The following is an 18776-nucleotide window of genomic DNA, read 5'->3' on the forward strand; positions in this document are numbered from 1 at the left end:
TTTAAAATGAATAAAGAACAAGATATTTTATTAAAAGAAGGTAAAATGCTCCCTGTAATGGAGCATTTTTACACTTTACAAGGAGAAGGAGCACATACCGGAAAAGCCGCTTACTTTATCAGGTTGGGTGGTTGCGACGTAGGATGCCACTGGTGTGATGTAAAGGAAAGCTGGGACCCGGAACTTCATCCGCTAATGGATGCAGCAGAAATTGCGGAAACAGCAGCTAAACATTGTAAAACAATAGTTCTTACAGGGGGAGAACCTCTAACCTGGAATCTGGAAATACTAACGTCCAAACTAAAAGAACTTGGATGTACGATTCACATTGAAACTTCGGGAGCTTATCCTATGAGTGGACATTTGGACTGGATCACCCTTTCACCAAAGAAAACAGGACTGCCAAAAGAAGAAATTTATCAAAAGGCAAACGAACTTAAAGTGATCGTTTTCAACAATCATGACTTTGAATTTGCACAGGAACAGGCAGCAAAAGTCTCCGAAAATTGTAAGCTTTATCTTCAAAGCGAATGGAGCAAACGAGATGATATGTATCCTAAGATTACGGATTTCATTCTGGAGCATCCGGAATGGCAGGCATCCGTTCAGACACATAAATATCTGAATATCCCTTAAAAATACGTACATTAGCTAGCCGTATCCGATATAACCCCGATAGATGCAGAGAATTCGATACTCTAGATACCTGAAATCGATTATCATTTTGCTTGACCTTATGGTTATTGCATCTATCTTTATATTCTTTTTTATAAGCAGAAATGAAGATTTAAAATATCATAGGGAAACCTGGTATCAAAACGCTTTCTCCCTGACTTTGATATTTTTGTTCTGGGTGCTGCTTAGTGGTAGAACAAAAATATACAATATCCCGAGGAACCTTACCTATACCTTATTTCTGGAACGCCTTTTAATTCATTTTATATCTTTTATACTTGGTGTTCTGCTTATTGGAAAGGTAAGTAAAAATGTATTCTTCAATTCGGATATTTATTGGTTGTCTTTCTATTTGTTTGCATTTATCTTTTTGGCAAAATCACTTATTTATTTTTCCATTAAGTACTTCAGGTCTTTGGGGGCCAACTACAGAAATGTAATGTTTTTAGGAGATAATGATTCTACTGAGATCCTGAAGAATATATTTAAAGACCGTAAAGACTATGGGTACAAAATGTTTGAATATAATAGCAGAGATATCAATGCTGGTGAACTAGTTGACTTTTGGAAAAGTAATGGAATTCATACCTTATTTTTATCTACAGAAAACTCCTACACCGAAGAGGCAGAGTCTAAAATATTCAAACTTGCAGAGGAAAACAAGGTTCATATTTCTTTGATACCAAGTATCAAACAAAGTGATTTCTTCTTATATGATCTTGGATATATACAGACCCAGCCCGTTCTTAATCAGGCAAGGTATCCACTGGACTATTATTCCAACTTCCTGATGAAAAGAGCATTTGATATTGTTTTTTCAATCATTGTATTAATTACTATTTGCTCATGGGTATTTCCGATTATAGCAATATTAATTAAGACTACATCCAAAGGACCTGTTTTTTTCCTTCAAAAAAGATATGGTTTCCATGAGGAAGTATTTAACTGTATCAAATTCAGAACTATGGTTGTAAATGACGAATCGACAACCCAAACTACCAAGGAAAATGATTCGAGAATTACCAAAATAGGTAAATTCCTAAGGAAAACAAGTCTTGATGAGCTTCCACAATTTTTGAATGTATTAAAAGGAGAAATGTCTGTGGTGGGCCCACGCCCTCATATGCTGGCTGTAGATAATTACTATAAGCCCAAAATTGGAAGATATAGTTTAAGAAGTATGGTAAACCCCGGAATTACAGGCCTGGCACAGGTAAATGGATTACGAGGAGATTCTGGCGATGTAGAAGTAGAAATGAAAAAAAGGATTCTGGCTGATGCATTTTATGTAAGAAACTGGAGTTTTGTACTGGATCTGGTTATTATTTTAAAAACCGTTTTATTAGTCATTGGCGGTGATAAAAATGCAAAATAAAGCTGAGCTTAAGGTGGGGATAATTTTAACATTTTCTAGACTTTAGTCTTCACTTCAACCCTAGCCTAATTCAATAAAAAAGTCTAATTTAGCAGCATGTTAAAAAAGTTTTTCACAGCAGTCGGGGAATATATGATCCTTCTAGGAAAATCCCTGCAGAAACCCCAAAAAATGAAAGTTTTTTGGAAGCTGTTCATGAGAGAAATTAATGATTTGGGAGTAAATTCTTTCGGACTTGTCATCTTCACGTCTATATTCGTAGGAGCAGTTGTAGCCATTCAAATGTTCAATAACTTTGATGCTTCTTCTTTTCCTATTCCTCCTGCATTCGTAGGGTATGCCACAAAAGCAGTACTTATTCTGGAATTTGCTCCTACTATTATCAGTTTAATTTTAGCCGGTAAAGTAGGTTCCTATATTGCCTCCAGTATTGGAACAATGAGGGTTTCCGAACAGATTGATGCCTTGGATATTATGGGCGTAAATTCACCCAACTTTCTGATATTTCCAAAAATTATCGCCTGTATGCTTTTCAATCCTCTTCTGATCGCTATCAGTATTGTATTTGGTATTGGCGGTGGTTATATTGCGGGACTTGTAACGGGAAACTGGACACCTAACGATTATATCACTGGTATTCAAATGTATATGCCTAATATATTTATCTATTATGCATTTACCAAAACCACTGTTTTTGCATTCATCATTGCAACAGTTCCATCTTATTTCGGATACTTTGTAAAAGGTGGATCTCTTGAAGTAGGTAGAGCCAGTACACAGGCCGTGGTATGGACAATGGTATTTATTATCATTTCTGAATTAATTTTAACCCAATTAATATTAAGCTAATGATTGAGGTAAAGGATCTTAAGAAAAGTTTTGATGATGTTGAAGTACTTAAGGGAATTTCAACTTCATTTGATAAAGGAAAAGTAAACTTAATCATTGGCCAGAGTGGCTCTGGGAAAACCGTTTTTCTTAAAAGTTTATTGAATGTTTATATGCCATCATCAGGAGAAATCCTGTTTGACGGTAGAGATGTAAATACGATGAACAGGGAAGAGAAACAACATCTCCGCTCAGAAATCGGAACGGTATTTCAGGGAAGTGCTTTGTTTGACTCATTAACAGTAGAGGAAAATATTATGTTCCCCCTGGATATGTTCACCAATCTTACCTACAGAGAAAAGAAGAAAAGAGTTTTCGAAGTAATAGGAAGAGTTCACCTTGACAAGGCCGACAAAAAGTATCCCTCTGAGATTTCAGGAGGAATGCAGAAAAGAGTTGCCATTGCAAGAGCAATTGTGAACAATCCTAAATATTTGTTCTGTGATGAACCGAACTCCGGACTTGACCCATATACATCAAAGGTAATTGATGATCTTCTTTATGAAATCACCAAAGAGTATAATACGACAACCATCATCAATACTCACGACATGAACTCTGTAATGACGATTGGCGAGAAAATTGTATACCTAAGACTCGGAATCAAAGAATGGGAGGGTAATAAGGACATTCTGATTACTGCAGGCAATAAAAATCTGATTGATTTCGTTTATTCTTCAGAACTATTTAAAGAGCTGAGAGAATATTTACTTGAGAATAATAAAACGATTGAAAATACAAAAATAGACGATAATGAAAAAGGTACTTAGTATAGCGTTAGTAGGGTTTTCAATGTGGGCTTCTGCGCAGATATCACTGGCAGCTAAAGCTAACTTAATATTTCCTACAGGCTCACCATCATGGTCAAACATTAAAGGCACTGTGAATGATGCTATTGAAGGAACAGGAAAAAACAATGTAGGATTCAATGCAGGACTTTCCTTAAAGGTAGGGTTACCTACTGCATTTTTTTTGATGCCGGAAATTTACTATACTCACTTCAAAAATGAGTTTACTACAGAGAACACTACTTTTGATGTTAAAAGTAACCGTATTGATGTTCCGGTTCTTTTAGGATACAATGTTTTGGGTAATATGCTGGGGGTTTTCGTAGGACCTGTCGGAAGCTTTAATCTGAGCAAAGACAATACCTATAATGACTTCAAGGAAAATGCTAAAAATAATTTTACAGTAGGATATCAATTCGGGGCACAGCTTGAAATTAAAAAGCTTATTGTGAATGCAAAATATGAAGGAGCCTTCAGTAAGGATGAAAGAAATTTCATCAACAAAGTTTCCGGTTCTGAGATCAGATATGACAACAGACCTAACTTATTTATGGTAGGTTTAGGATATAAATTTTAATCAACGATTAGAATAACAACTTAAAATCCTCAAATATTATATTTGAGGATTTTTATTTTGATTTTCAAGCTCCGCCTGGCGTTTTGCAATTTCTGCAGCCTGCTTTTCAAGTTCTTCTTTTTCCTTTTGAAGCTGCTTAAATTCTTTTTTCTTTTGCTCTGCTTTCATCGCACTCCCTTTGCTTAGGTATCCTACCATTCCGCCGATGATTAGTCCTATGCCTACTCCAGCCATCATTCCCATGATATGAGAGATTTTAATCTGTTCTACAGCAAAATCAGTGGTAAGATAAAAAAGTAAAGCAGAAACTGCTAATAGAATAAGTCCGGTAATTGATAAACTCTTCATAATATTGTGTTTAGGTGGTTACATAAAAAAGCCTTACCAAATTTACTAAAAATTTAATAAGGCTCTATTCAAGATTAAAATTCTAATTACATTTTTCCTCCTGCAGCCTTATAATATTCTAAAGCTTTTGGTAAATCTTTATTAATATCTGAGATTCTTGTCTCAGGATTTGGGTGAGTGGATAAAAACTCAGGTTGTCTCGCTCCTGAAGAAGCTCCTTCCATTCTATTCCAGAAAGGAATAGCTGCTCTTGGGTCATATCCGGCCATAGACATCAGATAAAGCCCCATTTCATCAGCTTCTGATTCTTGCCCTCTTCCATACTTCAATAATGCTACCTGGGAACCAATAGGATATACTTTCTGGAAAACATTTGCCCATTGTGCATTTGAAATTGCCCCTCCAAGAATAGCTCCTCCATACTGAGCCATCATAGCTTGAGAAATTCTTTCGTTTCCATGGCCCGCCAGTGCATGGGAAACCTCATGTCCCAATACTACAGCGAGTCCGTTATCATCCTTTGTAACCGGTAGGATCCCTGTATAAACAGCCACCTTACCTCCAGGCATACACCAAGCATTCAGCTCATTACTTTGCAGAAGATTGAATTCCCAACTATAGCTGGCAAGATCTGCTGATCTTCCTATATTTTGATAATACCTTTCTGCTGCATTTTTTATTCTGTTTCCTACATTTACCACTCTCTTAGCATCTGATGTTCCGGCAATTACCTTACCCTTAGACAATGTCGTTTTGTACTCTTGTGCAGACATTGTTAAAATTTCTGAATTATTGGCCAGCTGTAAAGATGACCTCCCCGTAATCGGGTTTGTCGTACAAGCTGTGATCGACAGAGCGATTGCTCCAATTCCAAATAGATGTGTAACTTTCATAGTTTGAGTGTTAATAATTCAACCTTAACAATTTTTATTCCAAAATATTGAAGAAGGAATATATTTGCATACATTTTGCTGTTTAAATGTAATAATTATCTTTATTATGAAAAAGTATATTTCTTTTCTGATGATCTTTGGATTTTTGTTCTTCTTTCAGAGCTGTGCATCACAGGGCTCATCAGATCCAAAAATAGTGAATATGTTGGTGGATTCTCAGGAGTTTACTTTCCATGCACAAAGAGCCAATCCCACGAATTATGATGTTATAAATGTCATGAATTCGCTGCCCAACACCACATCTACCAGAATGTTAAATCTGGACGGAGATTACACCATTGATGTAAAGAAAAGCAGTGTGGAAGTAGTATTGCCTTATTTTGGAAGATTATTCAATCCAACGTACGGAAATACAGATAATAACAGCTATAGGTTTACTTCAAAGGACTTTAGCATTGATAAGTCTCAAAATAAAAAGGGAACCTGGGTATTGAAGATCAAGCCTAATGATGTAAAAACTGTGGATGAGATTAATATTGAGATCTTTAAAAATGGAAAGGCATTCGTTTCTATGAGAAGTAATGACAGACAACCGATCACTTATGACGGATATGTTTCTAAAAGTGAAGTAAAACAGGAAAAGGAAAAACTTTAATTCTCTTTTCCTCCCAATAAAAATTTTTCAACAAATAATTTTGCTTCAGTACTTGGATTAGAAACCATTTCTGAAGCATTTTTTTTGTGCATAAGATAGGCTTCTTCTACAGCATTACTCTTTTTCATCAAAGATAAAATATATTCCTGCACCCAATACTCGAAGCGTTTTTCTCCCTGCTGGTTACGAATCTCCTCGAAACGTCCGGCATTCTTTTTCAGGTCAATAAATTCAGAGATCTTATCATAGATTTCCTGCAGCCCCTCATTATGTAAAGCTGATCCTAATAATACAGGGATTTTCCATCCTTTTTCTTTAGGTGGAATAAAATCCAGAGCTCTTTTTAACTCCAGTCTTGTATTTTTTGCCTTTTGGAAGTTATCCTGATCTACTTTATTAATGAATATAACGTCTACCATTTCCATGATACCTCGTTTTATTCCCTGAAGTTCATCTCCACCACCAATAATTTTAAGAAATAGAAAAACATCTGTAATATCTGCAACCAGCACTTCAGACTGTCCTACTCCAACAGTCTCAATCAAAATATAGTCATAACCTGCCGCTTCACAGATCATCATGGTTTCAAAGGTGGTATTGGCAACCCCTCCTAAAAATCCTGAACTTGGGGAGGGACGTATGAAAGCATTTTCTTCTTTGGCCAATTCTTCCATACGGGTTTTATCTCCCAAAATACTCCCTTTATTAATTGAAGAACTAGGATCAATAGCAAGAACAGCCACTTTTTTCCCTTGAGCAATAGCCAGTCTTCCAAAGCTTTCAATAAAAGTAGATTTTCCGGCACCCGGAACTCCTGTAACTCCTACTCTTATTGAGTTTCCTGTAAAGGGCATAATCCTTTTCAAAAGTTCCTCCGCCTGTATTCTATGTTCTGCCTTTTTACTTTCAACTAAGGTAATCGCCTTTGCAATCAGGCGTTTGTTTCCTGATTGTATTCCCTCAATTAGTTCTTCTGTAGAAAATTTCATTGATTCAAAAATAATAATTAAAAAATGAATGGTCAAGAGTTCAGTATCAATGTCAACACAAAAGATTGATTATGGACTATTTCACATATTATTATTCGCTGTATTTTAATTTTTATTTCTTCTAAATTAAAACTAGAACCCACTGTATCAAAGGCTTCCGGAATTTATTACATTTGTTATCTATCAAAATAAGAAACATGAAAAAACTCATTGCTGCGGCATCATTCACTGCTATCCTTTTAGTTTCCTGTACTCCGAAAGCTTCAACATCTACTGCTGCACCAGGGAGTGCTACATCTACTGCTGAAGAGATCGCTCAGGGGAAAACTATTTTTGAGAATTCTTGTGGAAAGTGCCATAAACTCCCGGATCCTACGTCACACAATTCTGCACAATGGGTAGGAATTATGAATGCAATGGCTCCAAAAGCGAAACTTACGGATGACCAGCATAAGTGGGTTTATGATTATATTGTTTCTGTGAAGAAGTAATCAACAAACAAAAATATGGGTATGAAAAAGTTAATCTTAAGTGGCATAGCAGCATCAGCATTTCTGGTGTCTTGTGGTCCCAAAAGTACGGCTGTAACAGGGCCGAAGTATACCTCATCTGAACAGTTGGCTCAAGGAAAGACCATCTTTGAAAATTCCTGTGCAAAATGCCATAAACTGCCGGAACCTACAAAGCACGACAATCAGGGCTGGATTAATACTTTAAGCAGAATGGCTCCCAAGGCTAAACTTAATGATGACCAACATCAAATGGTGTATGATTATCTGATCTCAGTCAATAAAAAATAAGCTTTCATTTGAAAGCTTATTTTTTTAATTATACATTGATTAAGCAGTTATCTTTTTCCGGGTTCTTGGTACAGGCATTTTATCCTTAATCAGTTTTTCCCGATCTTCCAGTATCTCTAGGGAACTTCTGCAGTAGCTGAACTTTCTGGCTTCTTTAAGTTGCTCCAAAGCTTGCTTATATTCTCCATTTCTTTCCATTAAAAGAGATTTACAGTTTAGAATCTCTGATTTATCGATACCTTTCATTCTTAAAGCATATCCAATCAGTTTTTCTGCTTCTTCATAATCTTCATTGCTTAAAAGACATTCAATATAATACCTGGGTGTATTGACGTTTCCTATATTGCTTTGCATAGCTTCTTCGAAATATTTTTTCCCGGTTTCATAGTCTTTTAAAACTTCTGAATATACTCTACCCATCAGACACAGACTGTCTGCGTCTTCTGGCTCGTAAGAAAGCGCATAATTCAGAGCATCCAGACACTCGGCCATATTATATGGAAAATTGTCCAGGGCTTCAAAATAGTATTTATTTTTAGTTAAGGTCATTCCTGTAATTTTTTATTTCATTTTTAAGGACATTCCTTTGTCTTTTATAGGATTTATCCTGATAATTTTTCTTAAAATCTGTTCCGGTAAATGTACGAATAGGGTTTCCACGCTCTACCTGAAGATTAAGGCTCCATGTTTCTTTCATTTTATCTTCCAGTTGTTCAATATAGACTCCCATTACCTTTTCCTTTAATCTGATAATGGAAAGTTTCTTATTTTCCAATTGTGATCTTGAATCCTGCACAAACACAGACTGTTTACTTGGAAAGTGAGTCGCCCGAACGGCTGTATTCACTTTGTTGACATTCTGCCCGCCACTTCCCTGACTTCTGGCAGTCTGAAACTTGATATCTCTTTCCTTGAAGTCTATGGTTTTCAAATTTTCTAATTCGAAGATCCCAATAAACCAGTTGCTTCTTTTATGCAGCTTCCTGAATGTACTTTTGCCTACCCAACAAATACTTCCTAGCCATGTTTGTAAGAATTCCTTTACATCTTTTCCCTTTAAAAGCAGGGTTACAGATTTCAATGTCAGATTTTCATCACCGTTTTCACGATGAATGATCTCATACTCTATATTATTTTCTTTTATTTCTTCAAGAAAGGTTTTCAGAACCTTGGAAACAACCCACTGGCATTCTAAAGGACCTCTTCCTGAAGTTATTTGTATCAATTTTTCCATTGTTATTTTGGCATTTCGCTTAGTAAGGAATGTCCCACCGGATCAATTCCCTTTTGTATTAAATCTTTTGCAGCCATTACTGCCCAGCATTTATCACTGGAGTGAATATTTCTGTAGAATGAAAGTAAAACATCAGGTTTCACAATAGTAAATCCATTGGCTATTATCGTTTCAAGATTATCTTTTTCAAAAAAATCAATGGTAATTCTGTGGAATCTCTCATTTTCCAATTCTACTGTTTTTTCATATCTGCGGAAATTTTCTTCACTGGACAGATGATCATAACGTGTCCAGACTTTCTGAAATCCTTCCTGCTGAAGAATCATCACAACCTCTGCTACGTTTTCTTTTCTTACAAATACATCAATATCCTTGTGATCATGTGCATGTTTATATTCTGTATGCCCTGTTTCTGACATAAAATGCCATGCCCAACCGCCGGATATGATTACTTTATCTTTTAATTTATTTAATATTTCAAGTCCGAAACGGATTCTAAATTCCGGCCAGACTTCTCCATATCTTTTGATGTTATGTGGTGCTCCCATTTTTTTGATTTTTAATTGGGTGTTGGATATTTATAGCTGCGAATTACATGTTCTCAATCCGTAACTATAAACTACCAACTTAATTTATCTATCCATTCTTACAATTCTTGGCTGAAATGTTCCCAAAATGTCTACCAATTCACTTTGTGCATTCATCACCTCATGAATATCCTTATAGGCCATTGGTGCTTCTTCCGTATTGCCGCCCATTAGGGTAACATTTTTAAGTTTCAGTTCTTTTTTGACATCATGCTCGGTGAAAAGATTTCTACATTCACCTCTTGAGTGTGCTCTTCCAGCTCCGTGTGATGCAGAGTTAAGAGATTCGGCATTTCCTTTTCCGCGGACGATAAATCCTTTTGCCGTCATGGATCCCGGAATCATTCCCAACTCATTTTCATTGGCTGGAGTGGCTCCTTTTCTGTGAACGATTACTTCTTTTCCGTTGTGAGTTTCTTTCCATGCAAAATTGTGATGGTTTTCAATTCTGGCTTTTACTCTTCCACCAACGGCTTTCACCAATCTTCTATGAATATCATCATGACACGCTGAAGCATAGTCTCCCGCAAGGTTCATGGCCGTCCAGTATTCCAAACCAAGATGAGTGCTCAAATCAAGCCATGCAAATTGCTGTGCTTCTTTTGGTAACGGACATTGTTCTACCGCTACCCTTGAGTAATACTGGGCAATTTCTGCTCCCATTCCTCTGGAACCGCTATGTGAAAGGATTCCCAGGTATTTTCCTTTTGGCAAACCAATTTGTTCATCTTCTTCTGTGATTTCCACTTCTCCGAATTCAACAAAATGATTTCCGCCTCCTGATGACCCCATCTGCTTGATGGCTTTTCCTTTTAATCTTCTAAGAATCGGGATCAAATCAAATGTATCCCTATCAAAGATTTCATGGTCTATATGAGATTTGTGTGTCTCATACATTCCAAATTTTGTATGCTCGGCAAGGGCTTTTTCATATTTATCCCTGGCTCCGTTAAGATATGAAACCGGTGTATCCAAAATACTTAAGCTCATTCTACAACCAATATCCATTCCCACTCCATAGGGAATCACAGCATTTTCTACCGCAAGAACCCCACCTATCGGAAGTCCATAGCCGCTGTGTGCGTCCGGCATTAAGGCTCCCTGAATAGAGATTGGTAATTTCAACGCAGTGTACAGCTGATTTTTAGCTTCATCCGAAATATTATTTCCGAAGACCTGAAAAGCCGCACGTTGTGAATTCAACATTCTTTTTTCTGTTTTCTTGGATGAAAGTAAGGTCTCTGCAATCTGTCCGAAGGTTAAATCTTTCTCAAAATTCTCCGGATGAATCAGAATTTCCTTTAAAAGAGATTTTACATAATGGATATTTTTGGTTGCAAAATTTCTTTTCATGACTTCCAAGGCTACGTTTACACTTTGGTTATTGGGATAGCCCAGTTTTAATATATCTTTTCCTTTTAGTTTTAAATTTCCCATTGTTTTTGTTTTAAATAATAGTGGACCTACAAGTCCTCAAAACATTCTGCAATCTCTGTTGCAGACATTGTACAGGTAACATATTTCCTGCTTTTGATAAGATCTGTTTCATATTCCATCTTCCATGGATTGGATTTTCCATGAAATTTTTTCTGAAGAATTCCTACGGTTTTATGTTGTCCCAGATAAGATTCCAACTCTGCATTTTCTTTTTCAAGTTCTGCATCTATGGGTTTGTAGTGGGTAATCATATGGGTTCTAGTCCTAAGGATAAATCTCCATGGTTCAATGAATTCGTAATAAGTTTTTTGAGTTTTACGTAGAGGACAATATTCTTCATGCTTTAAAAAATACTGCCTTTCTCTAGGCGTAAGTCCAAATTTGGGGTTACTCCAGGAGTATAAAGAAATACAGTTGAGCTTCTGCTCTTTTTCTACATATATTTTCCGTCCGAATTTTCTTTTCTTTTTCAGAAACTGTCGGCTTGGGGAATACATATAGCTATTTATTTTCTTCAAAATTCCCTTAAAGAATTCTCCATCGCTGCTTCTCATCACATCATCCCTTACCACAAAGAATCTTACAAATCCTAATTGATAGGGTTCTTCAAGAGGAATCAGCGGTTGGGTTCTTCTTATTTCTGAGAGCTCCTTACTACGTTTATACTTTTTTCTTATCTGCTTTTCTACATCTTTTTTAATTATTCTTTTTCTGCTTCTAACGCTTCTCAGACGTGAGAATAGGAGGTTATCATTTTCCATGTAAGACACAAGATATCAGATACAAAATTCTAAAATGGAATTTGCTCTTTATCTATTTTCTTTATCAACTAAAACAATAGTTGAAAGGGTTGGTAATAATGACAAAATAGTTTTTTAAACTTAAAAAGCCTATGAACTTTTTGTCCTTAATGACACTAAAAAAGATTTCGGGAAAACGTGAGTTTGAAATATTGCGCAATAAAAAACCCGAAATCTCTACGACTTCGGGTTTTGATATTGTATTGTACTATTATTCTAAGAATGTACCAAACCGCGAAGCCTTACCACCATAAGGGGTAATCCAACTGTAGAATTCTGATTAGTTCTGAACATTGCTTCGTTGTTTTTTATTGGTTAAACTTGATTTTCAGGTGCAAATATAGAATTATTTTTTTAATCATCTATTATTTAAATCTTATTTTTGTGAAAAAAGAGTTTTATGCATAAATTTTTATTGGCCTTACTTCCATTACTTTTAATAGATTGTAAGAAAGAGGAACCTGTAAAAAAAGAAGAGGTAAAAGTAGTAGAGAAAGGTTGTTTTTCTTCCCATTTCATGGAAAAAATTCTGGATTTGGAAGAAATGAAAAACCAGGCTAAGTTTCTCGAATCAGAGACCAAAGGAAAAGGTAAGATCGGTTTTCTTGTAGACAGTACAAAAGTAAATAATGGCTGGGATTATTCTATTTCTGTTGGATATAATGGTCCGGATCGTTTTGAAACCTATCATATTTTTCATGCATCAAGTGATCAGTGTAATACCTTAACCATTTTAGACCCTCCGTCCGGAGAATATATTTCTCTTGAGGAGTGGAGAAAAAATAAAGATACTCCTACCCCAATGGAATCTTTATTAAAAACAGGGCTTTATAGCTTACCTATTGAAAGTCTTTCTCAGGTAGATGTAAAGTTTATAGAAACAGATTTTACAGTGGAAGGTTCAGAAAAGTACAGCTGTGGAGAACCTACATTCCGATATTTTCCTTTAGCTCGATATAAGGATGTTGAACTAATTCTTGTTCCGATGGATTGCGGAGATTTTGACTACCGATATTATCTGCTTACTGTACTGAATAACAGCATCGTTGGCGAAGCCTATGTAGAAGGGATTTGGTTTGATCCCGGAAAGGAGGATAAGAAGGAAGAGTTCAGCAGCTATGAAATCAATAAAGCAGGAGAAATCATTGTGACAACAGATCATAAGATTGATGGAAATAGCCAAAAGATAACTAAAACGCATTATCAAATTATGGATGATGGTAAAATCGTTCAGAAAAAATAAAGCAAAGGCTGTTTCAGAAGTTGAAACAGCCTTTGTTTTTTCACTTGAGGTGAATAATGCTTAGAAAAACAGCATCAATAACTTTTGTCATCCGTTGGATATCCAATGTTTCTAAAGTATCTGTAGATTGATGATAATTTTTGTTTCTAAAGAAGGAAGTATCGGTAATCATAAGAGCGGGGAAATCAAATTTCCAATAGTTTAAATGATCGGAATAGTCAACACCTCCTATAAACTTCGGTGCTGGAAATGTTTCTGTTTTTATCTGGTTTGAGTCTTTAAAATGATCTATAAAGTCTCCCACAAACGGTCCTGCTCCGCTTAATTTTTTAACCATTGTAATAAAGTCTCCTTTATCACCATAAATACAGGAAAGAATACCCATAGGAAAATCCTGAGACCCTTTTTCGTCCTTGAAATATCCGATCATTTCTACACTTGCCATACCGTAAACATCAATATTGTTATCCTTTAGATATTTTGCATGGATGTAGCTGCCCATATTTTCGGTCCTGAAATAGGGTGGTTCTTCCAATGTGTAGGCAACAAGGTCTATTCTGTAGTTCAGTTTTTGACCTTTAAACATTCTTGCCAGCTCCAAAAGGGCTGTGACCCCGGTGGCATTGTCGTCTGCTCCCTGCTGATCTCCACAAACGTCATAATGGGCGCCTATGATAATTCTTTTCTTATTTTCTGTACCAAAAGAGGTTATTACGTTTTTATACACTTTTCCATCTACCTTATACTCCTGAAAGGCTGTACTGTCACTGTATGTAGTAAAGGTTTGATGAATATAATCTGCAACGGCATTCAGCTGATCTACATTGTTATGATTTCTGAACTGTGGAGTTTGGGTAAGCGCTGTTAAGTGCTTTTTTACCAATTCTATATTAGCTGGAACGGGAGATTTTTGTACAGGTCCATCTTTTTTTCCTGAGCTAAAGAGAAAAACACCTATAAAAAATAAGCCTACGAAAAGAATCAACTTCTTCTTCGTAGGCTTTATTATATTTTTAAAATCCATAGGATAAGCTTTTAGTTTCTTTACTGAAAATTAAAGCTTTTTGGGATTAGTTTTCTAAAAATCTCTCTAAGATTTCCACGGCACACTTTGGAAGATTGGTTCCGGGACCGAAAATAAAGTCAGCTCCGTTTGCATAAAGGAATTCATAATCCTGTTGTGGAATAACTCCGCCTACTACAATCGTAATGTCATCTGCACCTAGTTTTTTCAATTCTTCCACTACCTGAGGAACCAATGTTTTGTGTCCCGCAGCAAGGGAAGATACTCCCAAGATGTGAATATCATTTTCAACGGCCTGTTTTGCAACTTCTTCCGGAGTTTGAAATAATGGTGCTACATCCACGTCAAATCCCATGTCTGCAAATGCTGTGGCTACTACTTTGGCGCCTCTGTCGTGCCCATCCTGCCCCATTTTGGCGACCATGATTCTTGGGCGGCGTCCTTCTTCTTCTTCAAATTTCTGAGTAAGATTAAGGGCTTTTTCAAAGTATTCATTTTTGCCTGCATTCATAGCATATACACCAGAGATTGTTTTAATGTTTGCTTTATATCTACCGAAAGTTTCTTCCATGGCATCACTCATTTCCCCAAGGGTCACTCTTCTTCGTGCAGCTTCTATGCATAATGCCAATAGGTTTCCTTTTCCTGTTTTTGCACCTTCACGGATCTCATTTAAGATTTGCTCTACAGCTTCTCCATTTCTTTCGGTCTTTATGTGGTTCAGTCTTTCGATTTGCTTTCTGCGAACTTCTGTGTTATCAATATCAAGGATCTCTATTGCATCCTGTTTTAATGATGATTTGAATGAATTAACTCCGATAATGAATTCTTCTCCACTATCAATTTTAGCTTGTTTTTTAGCGGCAGCTTCTTCTATTCTCATCTTTGGAATCCCCGCTTCAATGGCTTTAGTCATTCCTCCTTCCTGCTCTACCTCATCAATATACCTCATCGCCTCTTCAATCATCTGCTGGGTAAGGCTTTCTACCAGGTTACTTCCTCCCATAGGATCTACTACATCACATATTCCGCTTTCCTGCTGAAGAATGATCTGTGTATTCCTTGCAATTTTTGCTGAATAATCTGTAGGAAGTGCAATGGCTTCATCCAATGCATTGGTGTGCAGTGATTGTGTTCCGCCTAGCGCTGAAGACAAAGCTTCAATGGCAGTCCTTGTGATATTATTAAAAGGCTCCTGCTCTGTTAATGACCATCCCGAAGTCTGAGAATGGGTCCTTAATGCCAGAGATTTTTGATTCTGTGGGTTGAATTGCTTTAAAAGGGTTGCCCAGATATATCTTGCCGCACGCATTTTGGCAATTTCCATGAAGTGATTCATTCCGATGGCCCAGAAAAATGATAATCTTGGGGCAAAGTCATCTACGTTCATTCCTGCTTTAATTCCCGTTCTTACGTACTCTAAACCGTCTGCCAAGGTATAAGCCATTTCCAGTACCGGAGTAGCTCCCGCTTCCTGCATATGGTATCCTGAAATGGAAATAGAGTTAAATTTTGGAATGTTCTGTGAAGTATATTCAAAAATATCTGCAATGATCTTCATGGATGGTGCAGGTGGATAGATGTAGGTATTTCTTACCATAAACTCTTTCAGAATATCATTTTGAATGGTTCCTGAAAGCAATTCCTGCTTTACACCCTGTTCTTCTGCTGCTACGATATAGAAAGACAAAATAGGAAGTACAGCCCCATTCATGGTCATGGAAACCGAGATCTGATCTAACGGTATTTCGTTGAACAGGATTTTCATGTCTTCTACAGAATCAATAGCAACCCCGGCTTTTCCTACGTCACCCATTACCCTCGCGTGGTCAGAATCATATCCCCTGTGCGTGGCAAGGTCAAATGCTACTGAAAGTCCTTTTTGTCCTGCAGCAAGGTTTCTTCTGTAAAAGGCATTAGATTCTTCTGCTGTGGAGAAACCTGCATACTGGCGGATCGTCCACGGTTTTTGAACATACATGGTGGAATACGGTCCTCTCAGGTAGGGTTCAATTCCTGGAGAAGTCTGTGTTAATGATTCGTCTTTTACATCCTTTTTTTCATAAGATGATTTAAGTTCCAGCCCGTCTTTTTCAAAATTGTAAATTTCTCTTTCCAGAGGTAATACATTAAAATCAGGCTTTTTCACAGAAATTGTCTTTCGCATTCCAATAATTTTTGTCTCCGTAAAGTTAATTTTTTTGAACGAAACATGAAACTTCTGTTAACATTCAGTTTCTCTGAATTTTAGCAAAAGAAAAAGGCCGGACAAATGCCCGGCCTTTATTCAATTTATTGGGTCTGCTTATCTTTTTAGACAAGTCAGATTTTTACCTTTTATGCTTAAAGTTTTACCCCCATTTCATACAATGCAAACGACAGAAGATCTGCGTTTTCACCAATTACCTGATCCGTTGCTCTTCCGGCACCGTGTCCTGCATTTTTCTCAATTCTTAATAAGATAGGATTTTTACATGCTTGTTTTTCCTGAAGTTCTGCTCCAAATTTGAATGAGTGAGCCGGAACTACCCTGTCATCATGATCACTGGTAATGATCATTGTGGATGGATAGCATGTTCCTGCTTTTACGTTGTGTACCGGAGAATATGATTTCAGGTATTCAAACATTTCCTTGCTGTCTTCTGCTGTTCCGTAGTCATAAGACCAACCTGCTCCTGCAGTGAACTTGTTATATCTTAGCATATCCAATACTCCAACTCCTGGGAAAGCAACTCTTGCCAAATCCGGACGTAAAGTCATGGTAGCTCCTACCAATAGACCCCCGTTTGATCTTCCTGAAAGTGCCATATATTCTTTTGAAGTATAGCCTTTACTTTGCAAATATTCCCCTGCCGCGATGAAGTCTTCAAAAACATTTCTTTTCTGCATTTTTGTTCCTGCATCATGCCATTTTTTACCATATTCACCTCCTCCACGGATGTTTGGAACGGCATAGATCCCGCCATTTTCCATCCAGATCGCATTGACTACTGAGAAAGACGGTTGTAAGCTAATATTGAATCCTCCGTAAGAGTAAAGAATGGTAGGGTTTTTACCATTAAGCTTAGTCCCTTTTTTATAATTGATCATCATAGGAACCTTTGTTCCGTCTTTTGAAGTATAGAATACCTGCTCAGAAACATAATCATCCGGATTAAATTTCACTTTTGGCTTTTGGTATACTTCTGATTTTCCGGAATCTACATTAAACTTATAGGTAGTTCCCGGTGTGATATAGTTACTGAAAGAATAATAAATATCTTTTTCTTTTTCCTTTCCTCCAAACCCTGAAACATTCCCTTTCCCAGGAAGGCTGATTTCTCTGATCAATTTTCCTGTTTTGTCGAACTGTTTCACCTTGTCTATTGCATCAACCATATACGTTGCGAAGAAGTATCCTCCTCCAGAAGAGATTCCCAATACGTTTTCCGTTTGTGGAATGACGTCTTTCCATGTTTCAGGAGTAGGATTACTGATGGTTGTTTTTACAAGACGCATATTGGGAGCATCTTTATCGGTAGAAATGAAAAGATCATCTCCTTCCGTATCTACAATTCCTGCATTGATATCAAATCCTTTTACAATCTGTACAAAGTCTCCTCCTTTTTTCAAATCCTTTATGTACAACTCATTACCATTGGTTGCATTAGCCGCTGAAACGATCAGGTATCTCTGATCTTCTGAAACGTAAGCTCCCAGATATCTTCTTGGTGTTTTTTCTCCTCCAAAGATCAATTTATCTTCAGATTGTTTTGTTCCCAGCTTATGAAAATAAACTTTATGCTTATCTGTCATTCCGGAAAGTACAGTTCCTTCTTTCGGCTTGTCATAGCTTGAGTAGTAGAAACCTTCATCTCCTTGCCAAGAAATTCCGCTGAATTTTACATCCAGTAAAGTCTCATCAATCTGCTTTTTGGTAATGGCATCAATGATGATAATTTTATTCCAGTCACTTCCACCCTCAGAGATAGAGTAAGCTGCAAGGTTTCCTTTTTTGTTGAATGAAAGATTAGAAAGTGATGTAGTTCCTTTTTCTGAAAATTTATTCGGATCTAAAAACACTTCTGTAGCCTTGGTCTTACTGTTTGTTCTGTACAAAACAGATTGTGCCTGTAAGCCATCATTTTTATAGTAATACGTATAGTCTCCTTCCTTGAATGGAGCTGATATTTTCTCGTAATTCCAAATATCCTTCAGTTGATTTTTTATTTTATCCCTGAAAGGAATTTTTGAAAGATAATTCTGGCTATAAGCTACTTCTTCATCTACCCATTTTTTGGTAGCATCAGAGTCATGTTCCAGATCCCTGAACGGGTCGGAAACAGCAGTTCCAAAATAGGTATCGGATTGACTCCCTTTTAATGCTTTTGGATAATTCATTGTCTGAGAATAAAAAGATGCTGAAAACAATACTCCAGCAGTTAATAACATAGGTTTAAAATTCATACTGAACGGTTTTCTCA

The 18776-nt window shown here is 36.7% G+C and carries 20 protein-coding genes; 9 read left to right on the forward strand and 11 right to left on the reverse strand.

What is annotated here, in order from left to right:
• Positions 1–6 precede the first annotated feature (6 nt).
• The 5 genes from SCA31_RS15920 to SCA31_RS15940 all read left to right on the forward strand — a co-directional run bounded on the left by SCA31_RS15920 (position 7) and on the right by SCA31_RS15940 (position 4303).
• Positions 7–636 carry a 7-carboxy-7-deazaguanine synthase QueE gene (locus SCA31_RS15920; protein ID WP_106918030.1) on the forward strand — a complete coding sequence of 210 codons (630 nt, stop codon included), beginning with the start codon at positions 7–9 and terminating at the stop codon, positions 634–636.
• A gap of 43 nt (positions 637–679) precedes the next feature.
• Positions 680–2050, forward strand: a complete 1371-nt coding sequence (locus SCA31_RS15925; protein WP_410697937.1) for an exopolysaccharide biosynthesis polyprenyl glycosylphosphotransferase — start codon at positions 680–682, stop codon at positions 2048–2050.
• 96 nt (positions 2051–2146) lie between these two features.
• Positions 2147–2899, forward strand: coding sequence for an MlaE family ABC transporter permease (locus tag SCA31_RS15930; protein WP_410697938.1), 753 nt, complete (start codon positions 2147–2149; stop codon positions 2897–2899).
• A complete protein-coding gene (locus SCA31_RS15935) occupies positions 2899–3708 on the forward strand; it encodes an ABC transporter ATP-binding protein (protein WP_106918032.1) in 810 nt (269 codons plus the stop codon). Before SCA31_RS15930 ends, SCA31_RS15935 begins: the two co-directional genes overlap by 1 nt.
• The gene (locus SCA31_RS15940) at positions 3692–4303 is read left to right on the forward strand and encodes an outer membrane beta-barrel protein (RefSeq protein WP_106918033.1); all 612 of its coding nucleotides are present in this window, start codon (positions 3692–3694) and stop codon (positions 4301–4303) included. The genes SCA31_RS15935 and SCA31_RS15940 overlap by 17 nt, the downstream gene beginning before the upstream one ends.
• 36 nt (positions 4304–4339) lie before the next feature.
• Here SCA31_RS15940 and SCA31_RS15945 read toward each other — a convergent pair whose 3' ends face one another.
• Both SCA31_RS15945 and SCA31_RS15950 read right to left on the reverse strand, forming a co-directional pair.
• Positions 4340–4651: a hypothetical protein gene (locus SCA31_RS15945; protein WP_076357043.1), complete on the reverse strand. Its 312-nt coding sequence runs from the start codon at positions 4649–4651 to the stop codon at positions 4340–4342.
• Between the two features lie 86 nt (positions 4652–4737).
• Positions 4738–5544, reverse strand: coding sequence for a M48 family metallopeptidase (locus SCA31_RS15950; RefSeq protein ID WP_410697939.1), 807 nt, complete (start codon positions 5542–5544; stop codon positions 4738–4740).
• A gap of 106 nt (positions 5545–5650) precedes the next feature.
• On the opposite strand from SCA31_RS15950, the gene SCA31_RS15955 reads away from it, so the two are divergent.
• Positions 5651–6199 (forward strand): DUF4251 domain-containing protein, encoded by a 549-nt coding sequence (locus tag SCA31_RS15955; protein ID WP_410697940.1) that lies wholly within the window; start codon positions 5651–5653, stop codon positions 6197–6199.
• Here the strand turns inward: SCA31_RS15955 and meaB are convergent.
• Positions 6196–7188, reverse strand: coding sequence for a methylmalonyl Co-A mutase-associated GTPase MeaB (gene meaB, locus SCA31_RS15960; protein WP_410697941.1), 993 nt, complete (start codon positions 7186–7188; stop codon positions 6196–6198). The two genes, SCA31_RS15955 and meaB, sit on opposite strands and share 4 nt — an antisense overlap.
• A 197-nt stretch (positions 7189–7385) precedes the next feature.
• On the opposite strand from meaB, the gene SCA31_RS15965 reads away from it, so the two are divergent.
• Positions 7386–7679 carry a c-type cytochrome gene (locus SCA31_RS15965; RefSeq protein WP_410697942.1) on the forward strand — a complete coding sequence of 98 codons (294 nt, stop codon included), beginning with the start codon at positions 7386–7388 and terminating at the stop codon, positions 7677–7679.
• A 21-nt stretch (positions 7680–7700) separates the two neighbouring features.
• On the forward strand, positions 7701–7988 hold the full coding sequence (locus SCA31_RS15970; protein ID WP_106918105.1) for a c-type cytochrome: 288 nt from the start codon (positions 7701–7703) through the stop codon (positions 7986–7988).
• A 39-nt stretch (positions 7989–8027) separates the two neighbouring features.
• On the opposite strand, the gene SCA31_RS15975 is transcribed toward SCA31_RS15970, so the two are convergent.
• The 5 genes from SCA31_RS15975 to SCA31_RS15995 all read right to left on the reverse strand — a co-directional run bounded on the left by SCA31_RS15975 (position 8028) and on the right by SCA31_RS15995 (position 12007).
• The gene (locus tag SCA31_RS15975) at positions 8028–8537 is read right to left on the reverse strand and encodes a tetratricopeptide repeat protein (protein WP_410697943.1); all 510 of its coding nucleotides are present in this window, start codon (positions 8535–8537) and stop codon (positions 8028–8030) included.
• The gene (gene prfH, locus SCA31_RS15980; protein ID WP_410697944.1) at positions 8524–9222 is read right to left on the reverse strand and encodes a peptide chain release factor H; all 699 of its coding nucleotides are present in this window, start codon (positions 9220–9222) and stop codon (positions 8524–8526) included. The genes SCA31_RS15975 and prfH overlap by 14 nt, the downstream gene beginning before the upstream one ends.
• A 2-nt stretch (positions 9223–9224) precedes the next feature.
• Positions 9225–9770 (reverse strand): nucleotidyltransferase domain-containing protein, encoded by a 546-nt coding sequence (locus SCA31_RS15985; RefSeq protein ID WP_410697945.1) that lies wholly within the window; start codon positions 9768–9770, stop codon positions 9225–9227.
• Between the two features lie 84 nt (positions 9771–9854).
• A complete protein-coding gene (locus SCA31_RS15990; protein WP_410697946.1) occupies positions 9855–11246 on the reverse strand; it encodes an RtcB family protein in 1392 nt (463 codons plus the stop codon).
• A 26-nt stretch (positions 11247–11272) separates the two neighbouring features.
• A complete protein-coding gene (locus SCA31_RS15995; protein ID WP_410697947.1) occupies positions 11273–12007 on the reverse strand; it encodes a hypothetical protein in 735 nt (244 codons plus the stop codon).
• A gap of 439 nt (positions 12008–12446) precedes the next feature.
• Between SCA31_RS15995 and SCA31_RS16000 the strand changes: the two genes are divergently transcribed.
• Complete coding sequence (locus SCA31_RS16000; protein ID WP_410697948.1) at positions 12447–13289, forward strand: hypothetical protein; 843 nt, start codon at positions 12447–12449, stop codon at positions 13287–13289.
• Between the two features lie 40 nt (positions 13290–13329).
• On the opposite strand, the gene SCA31_RS16005 is transcribed toward SCA31_RS16000, so the two are convergent.
• The 3 genes from SCA31_RS16005 to SCA31_RS16015 all read right to left on the reverse strand — a co-directional run bounded on the left by SCA31_RS16005 (position 13330) and on the right by SCA31_RS16015 (position 18759).
• Entirely contained in the window at positions 13330–14313 is a 984-nt protein-coding gene (locus SCA31_RS16005; protein WP_410697949.1) for a M28 family peptidase, read from the reverse strand.
• 46 nt (positions 14314–14359) lie between these two features.
• Positions 14360–16480 (reverse strand): methylmalonyl-CoA mutase, encoded by a 2121-nt coding sequence (gene scpA / locus SCA31_RS16010; protein WP_410697950.1) that lies wholly within the window; start codon positions 16478–16480, stop codon positions 14360–14362.
• Between the two features lie 176 nt (positions 16481–16656).
• Positions 16657–18759: a prolyl oligopeptidase family serine peptidase gene (locus SCA31_RS16015; RefSeq protein ID WP_410697951.1), complete on the reverse strand. Its 2103-nt coding sequence runs from the start codon at positions 18757–18759 to the stop codon at positions 16657–16659.
• Positions 18760–18776 lie beyond the last annotated feature (17 nt).

It is taken from the genome of Chryseobacterium sp. SIMBA_028, assembly GCF_046535285.1.
Classification (GTDB): Bacteria; Bacteroidota; Bacteroidia; order Flavobacteriales; family Weeksellaceae; genus Chryseobacterium.

What these genes read in the sequence shown, in the direction of transcription:
- SCA31_RS15920 (WP_106918030.1), top strand. Translation starts at nt 7, where the DNA reads ATGAATAAAGAACAAGATATTTTATTAAAAGAAGGTAAAATGCTCCCT.
- SCA31_RS15925 (WP_410697937.1), top strand. Translation starts at nt 680, where the DNA reads ATGCAGAGAATTCGATACTCTAGATACCTGAAATCGATTATCATTTTG.
- SCA31_RS15930 (WP_410697938.1), top strand. Translation starts at nt 2,147, where the DNA reads ATGTTAAAAAAGTTTTTCACAGCAGTCGGGGAATATATGATCCTTCTA.
- SCA31_RS15935 (WP_106918032.1), top strand. Translation starts at nt 2,899, where the DNA reads ATGATTGAGGTAAAGGATCTTAAGAAAAGTTTTGATGATGTTGAAGTA.
- SCA31_RS15940 (WP_106918033.1), top strand. Translation starts at nt 3,692, where the DNA reads ATGAAAAAGGTACTTAGTATAGCGTTAGTAGGGTTTTCAATGTGGGCT.
- SCA31_RS15945 (WP_076357043.1), bottom strand. Translation starts at nt 4,651, where the DNA reads ATGAAGAGTTTATCAATTACCGGACTTATTCTATTAGCAGTTTCTGCT.
- SCA31_RS15950 (WP_410697939.1), bottom strand. Translation starts at nt 5,544, where the DNA reads ATGAAAGTTACACATCTATTTGGAATTGGAGCAATCGCTCTGTCGATC.
- SCA31_RS15955 (WP_410697940.1), top strand. Translation starts at nt 5,651, where the DNA reads ATGAAAAAGTATATTTCTTTTCTGATGATCTTTGGATTTTTGTTCTTC.
- meaB (WP_410697941.1), bottom strand. Translation starts at nt 7,188, where the DNA reads ATGAAATTTTCTACAGAAGAACTAATTGAGGGAATACAATCAGGAAAC.
- SCA31_RS15965 (WP_410697942.1), top strand. Translation starts at nt 7,386, where the DNA reads ATGAAAAAACTCATTGCTGCGGCATCATTCACTGCTATCCTTTTAGTT.
- SCA31_RS15970 (WP_106918105.1), top strand. Translation starts at nt 7,701, where the DNA reads ATGAAAAAGTTAATCTTAAGTGGCATAGCAGCATCAGCATTTCTGGTG.
- SCA31_RS15975 (WP_410697943.1), bottom strand. Translation starts at nt 8,537, where the DNA reads ATGACCTTAACTAAAAATAAATACTATTTTGAAGCCCTGGACAATTTT.
- prfH (WP_410697944.1), bottom strand. Translation starts at nt 9,222, where the DNA reads ATGGAAAAATTGATACAAATAACTTCAGGAAGAGGTCCTTTAGAATGC.
- SCA31_RS15985 (WP_410697945.1), bottom strand. Translation starts at nt 9,770, where the DNA reads ATGGGAGCACCACATAACATCAAAAGATATGGAGAAGTCTGGCCGGAA.
- SCA31_RS15990 (WP_410697946.1), bottom strand. Translation starts at nt 11,246, where the DNA reads ATGGGAAATTTAAAACTAAAAGGAAAAGATATATTAAAACTGGGCTAT.
- SCA31_RS15995 (WP_410697947.1), bottom strand. Translation starts at nt 12,007, where the DNA reads ATGGAAAATGATAACCTCCTATTCTCACGTCTGAGAAGCGTTAGAAGC.
- SCA31_RS16000 (WP_410697948.1), top strand. Translation starts at nt 12,447, where the DNA reads ATGCATAAATTTTTATTGGCCTTACTTCCATTACTTTTAATAGATTGT.
- SCA31_RS16005 (WP_410697949.1), bottom strand. Translation starts at nt 14,313, where the DNA reads ATGGATTTTAAAAATATAATAAAGCCTACGAAGAAGAAGTTGATTCTT.
- scpA (WP_410697950.1), bottom strand. Translation starts at nt 16,480, where the DNA reads ATGCGAAAGACAATTTCTGTGAAAAAGCCTGATTTTAATGTATTACCT.
- SCA31_RS16015 (WP_410697951.1), bottom strand. Translation starts at nt 18,759, where the DNA reads ATGAATTTTAAACCTATGTTATTAACTGCTGGAGTATTGTTTTCAGCA.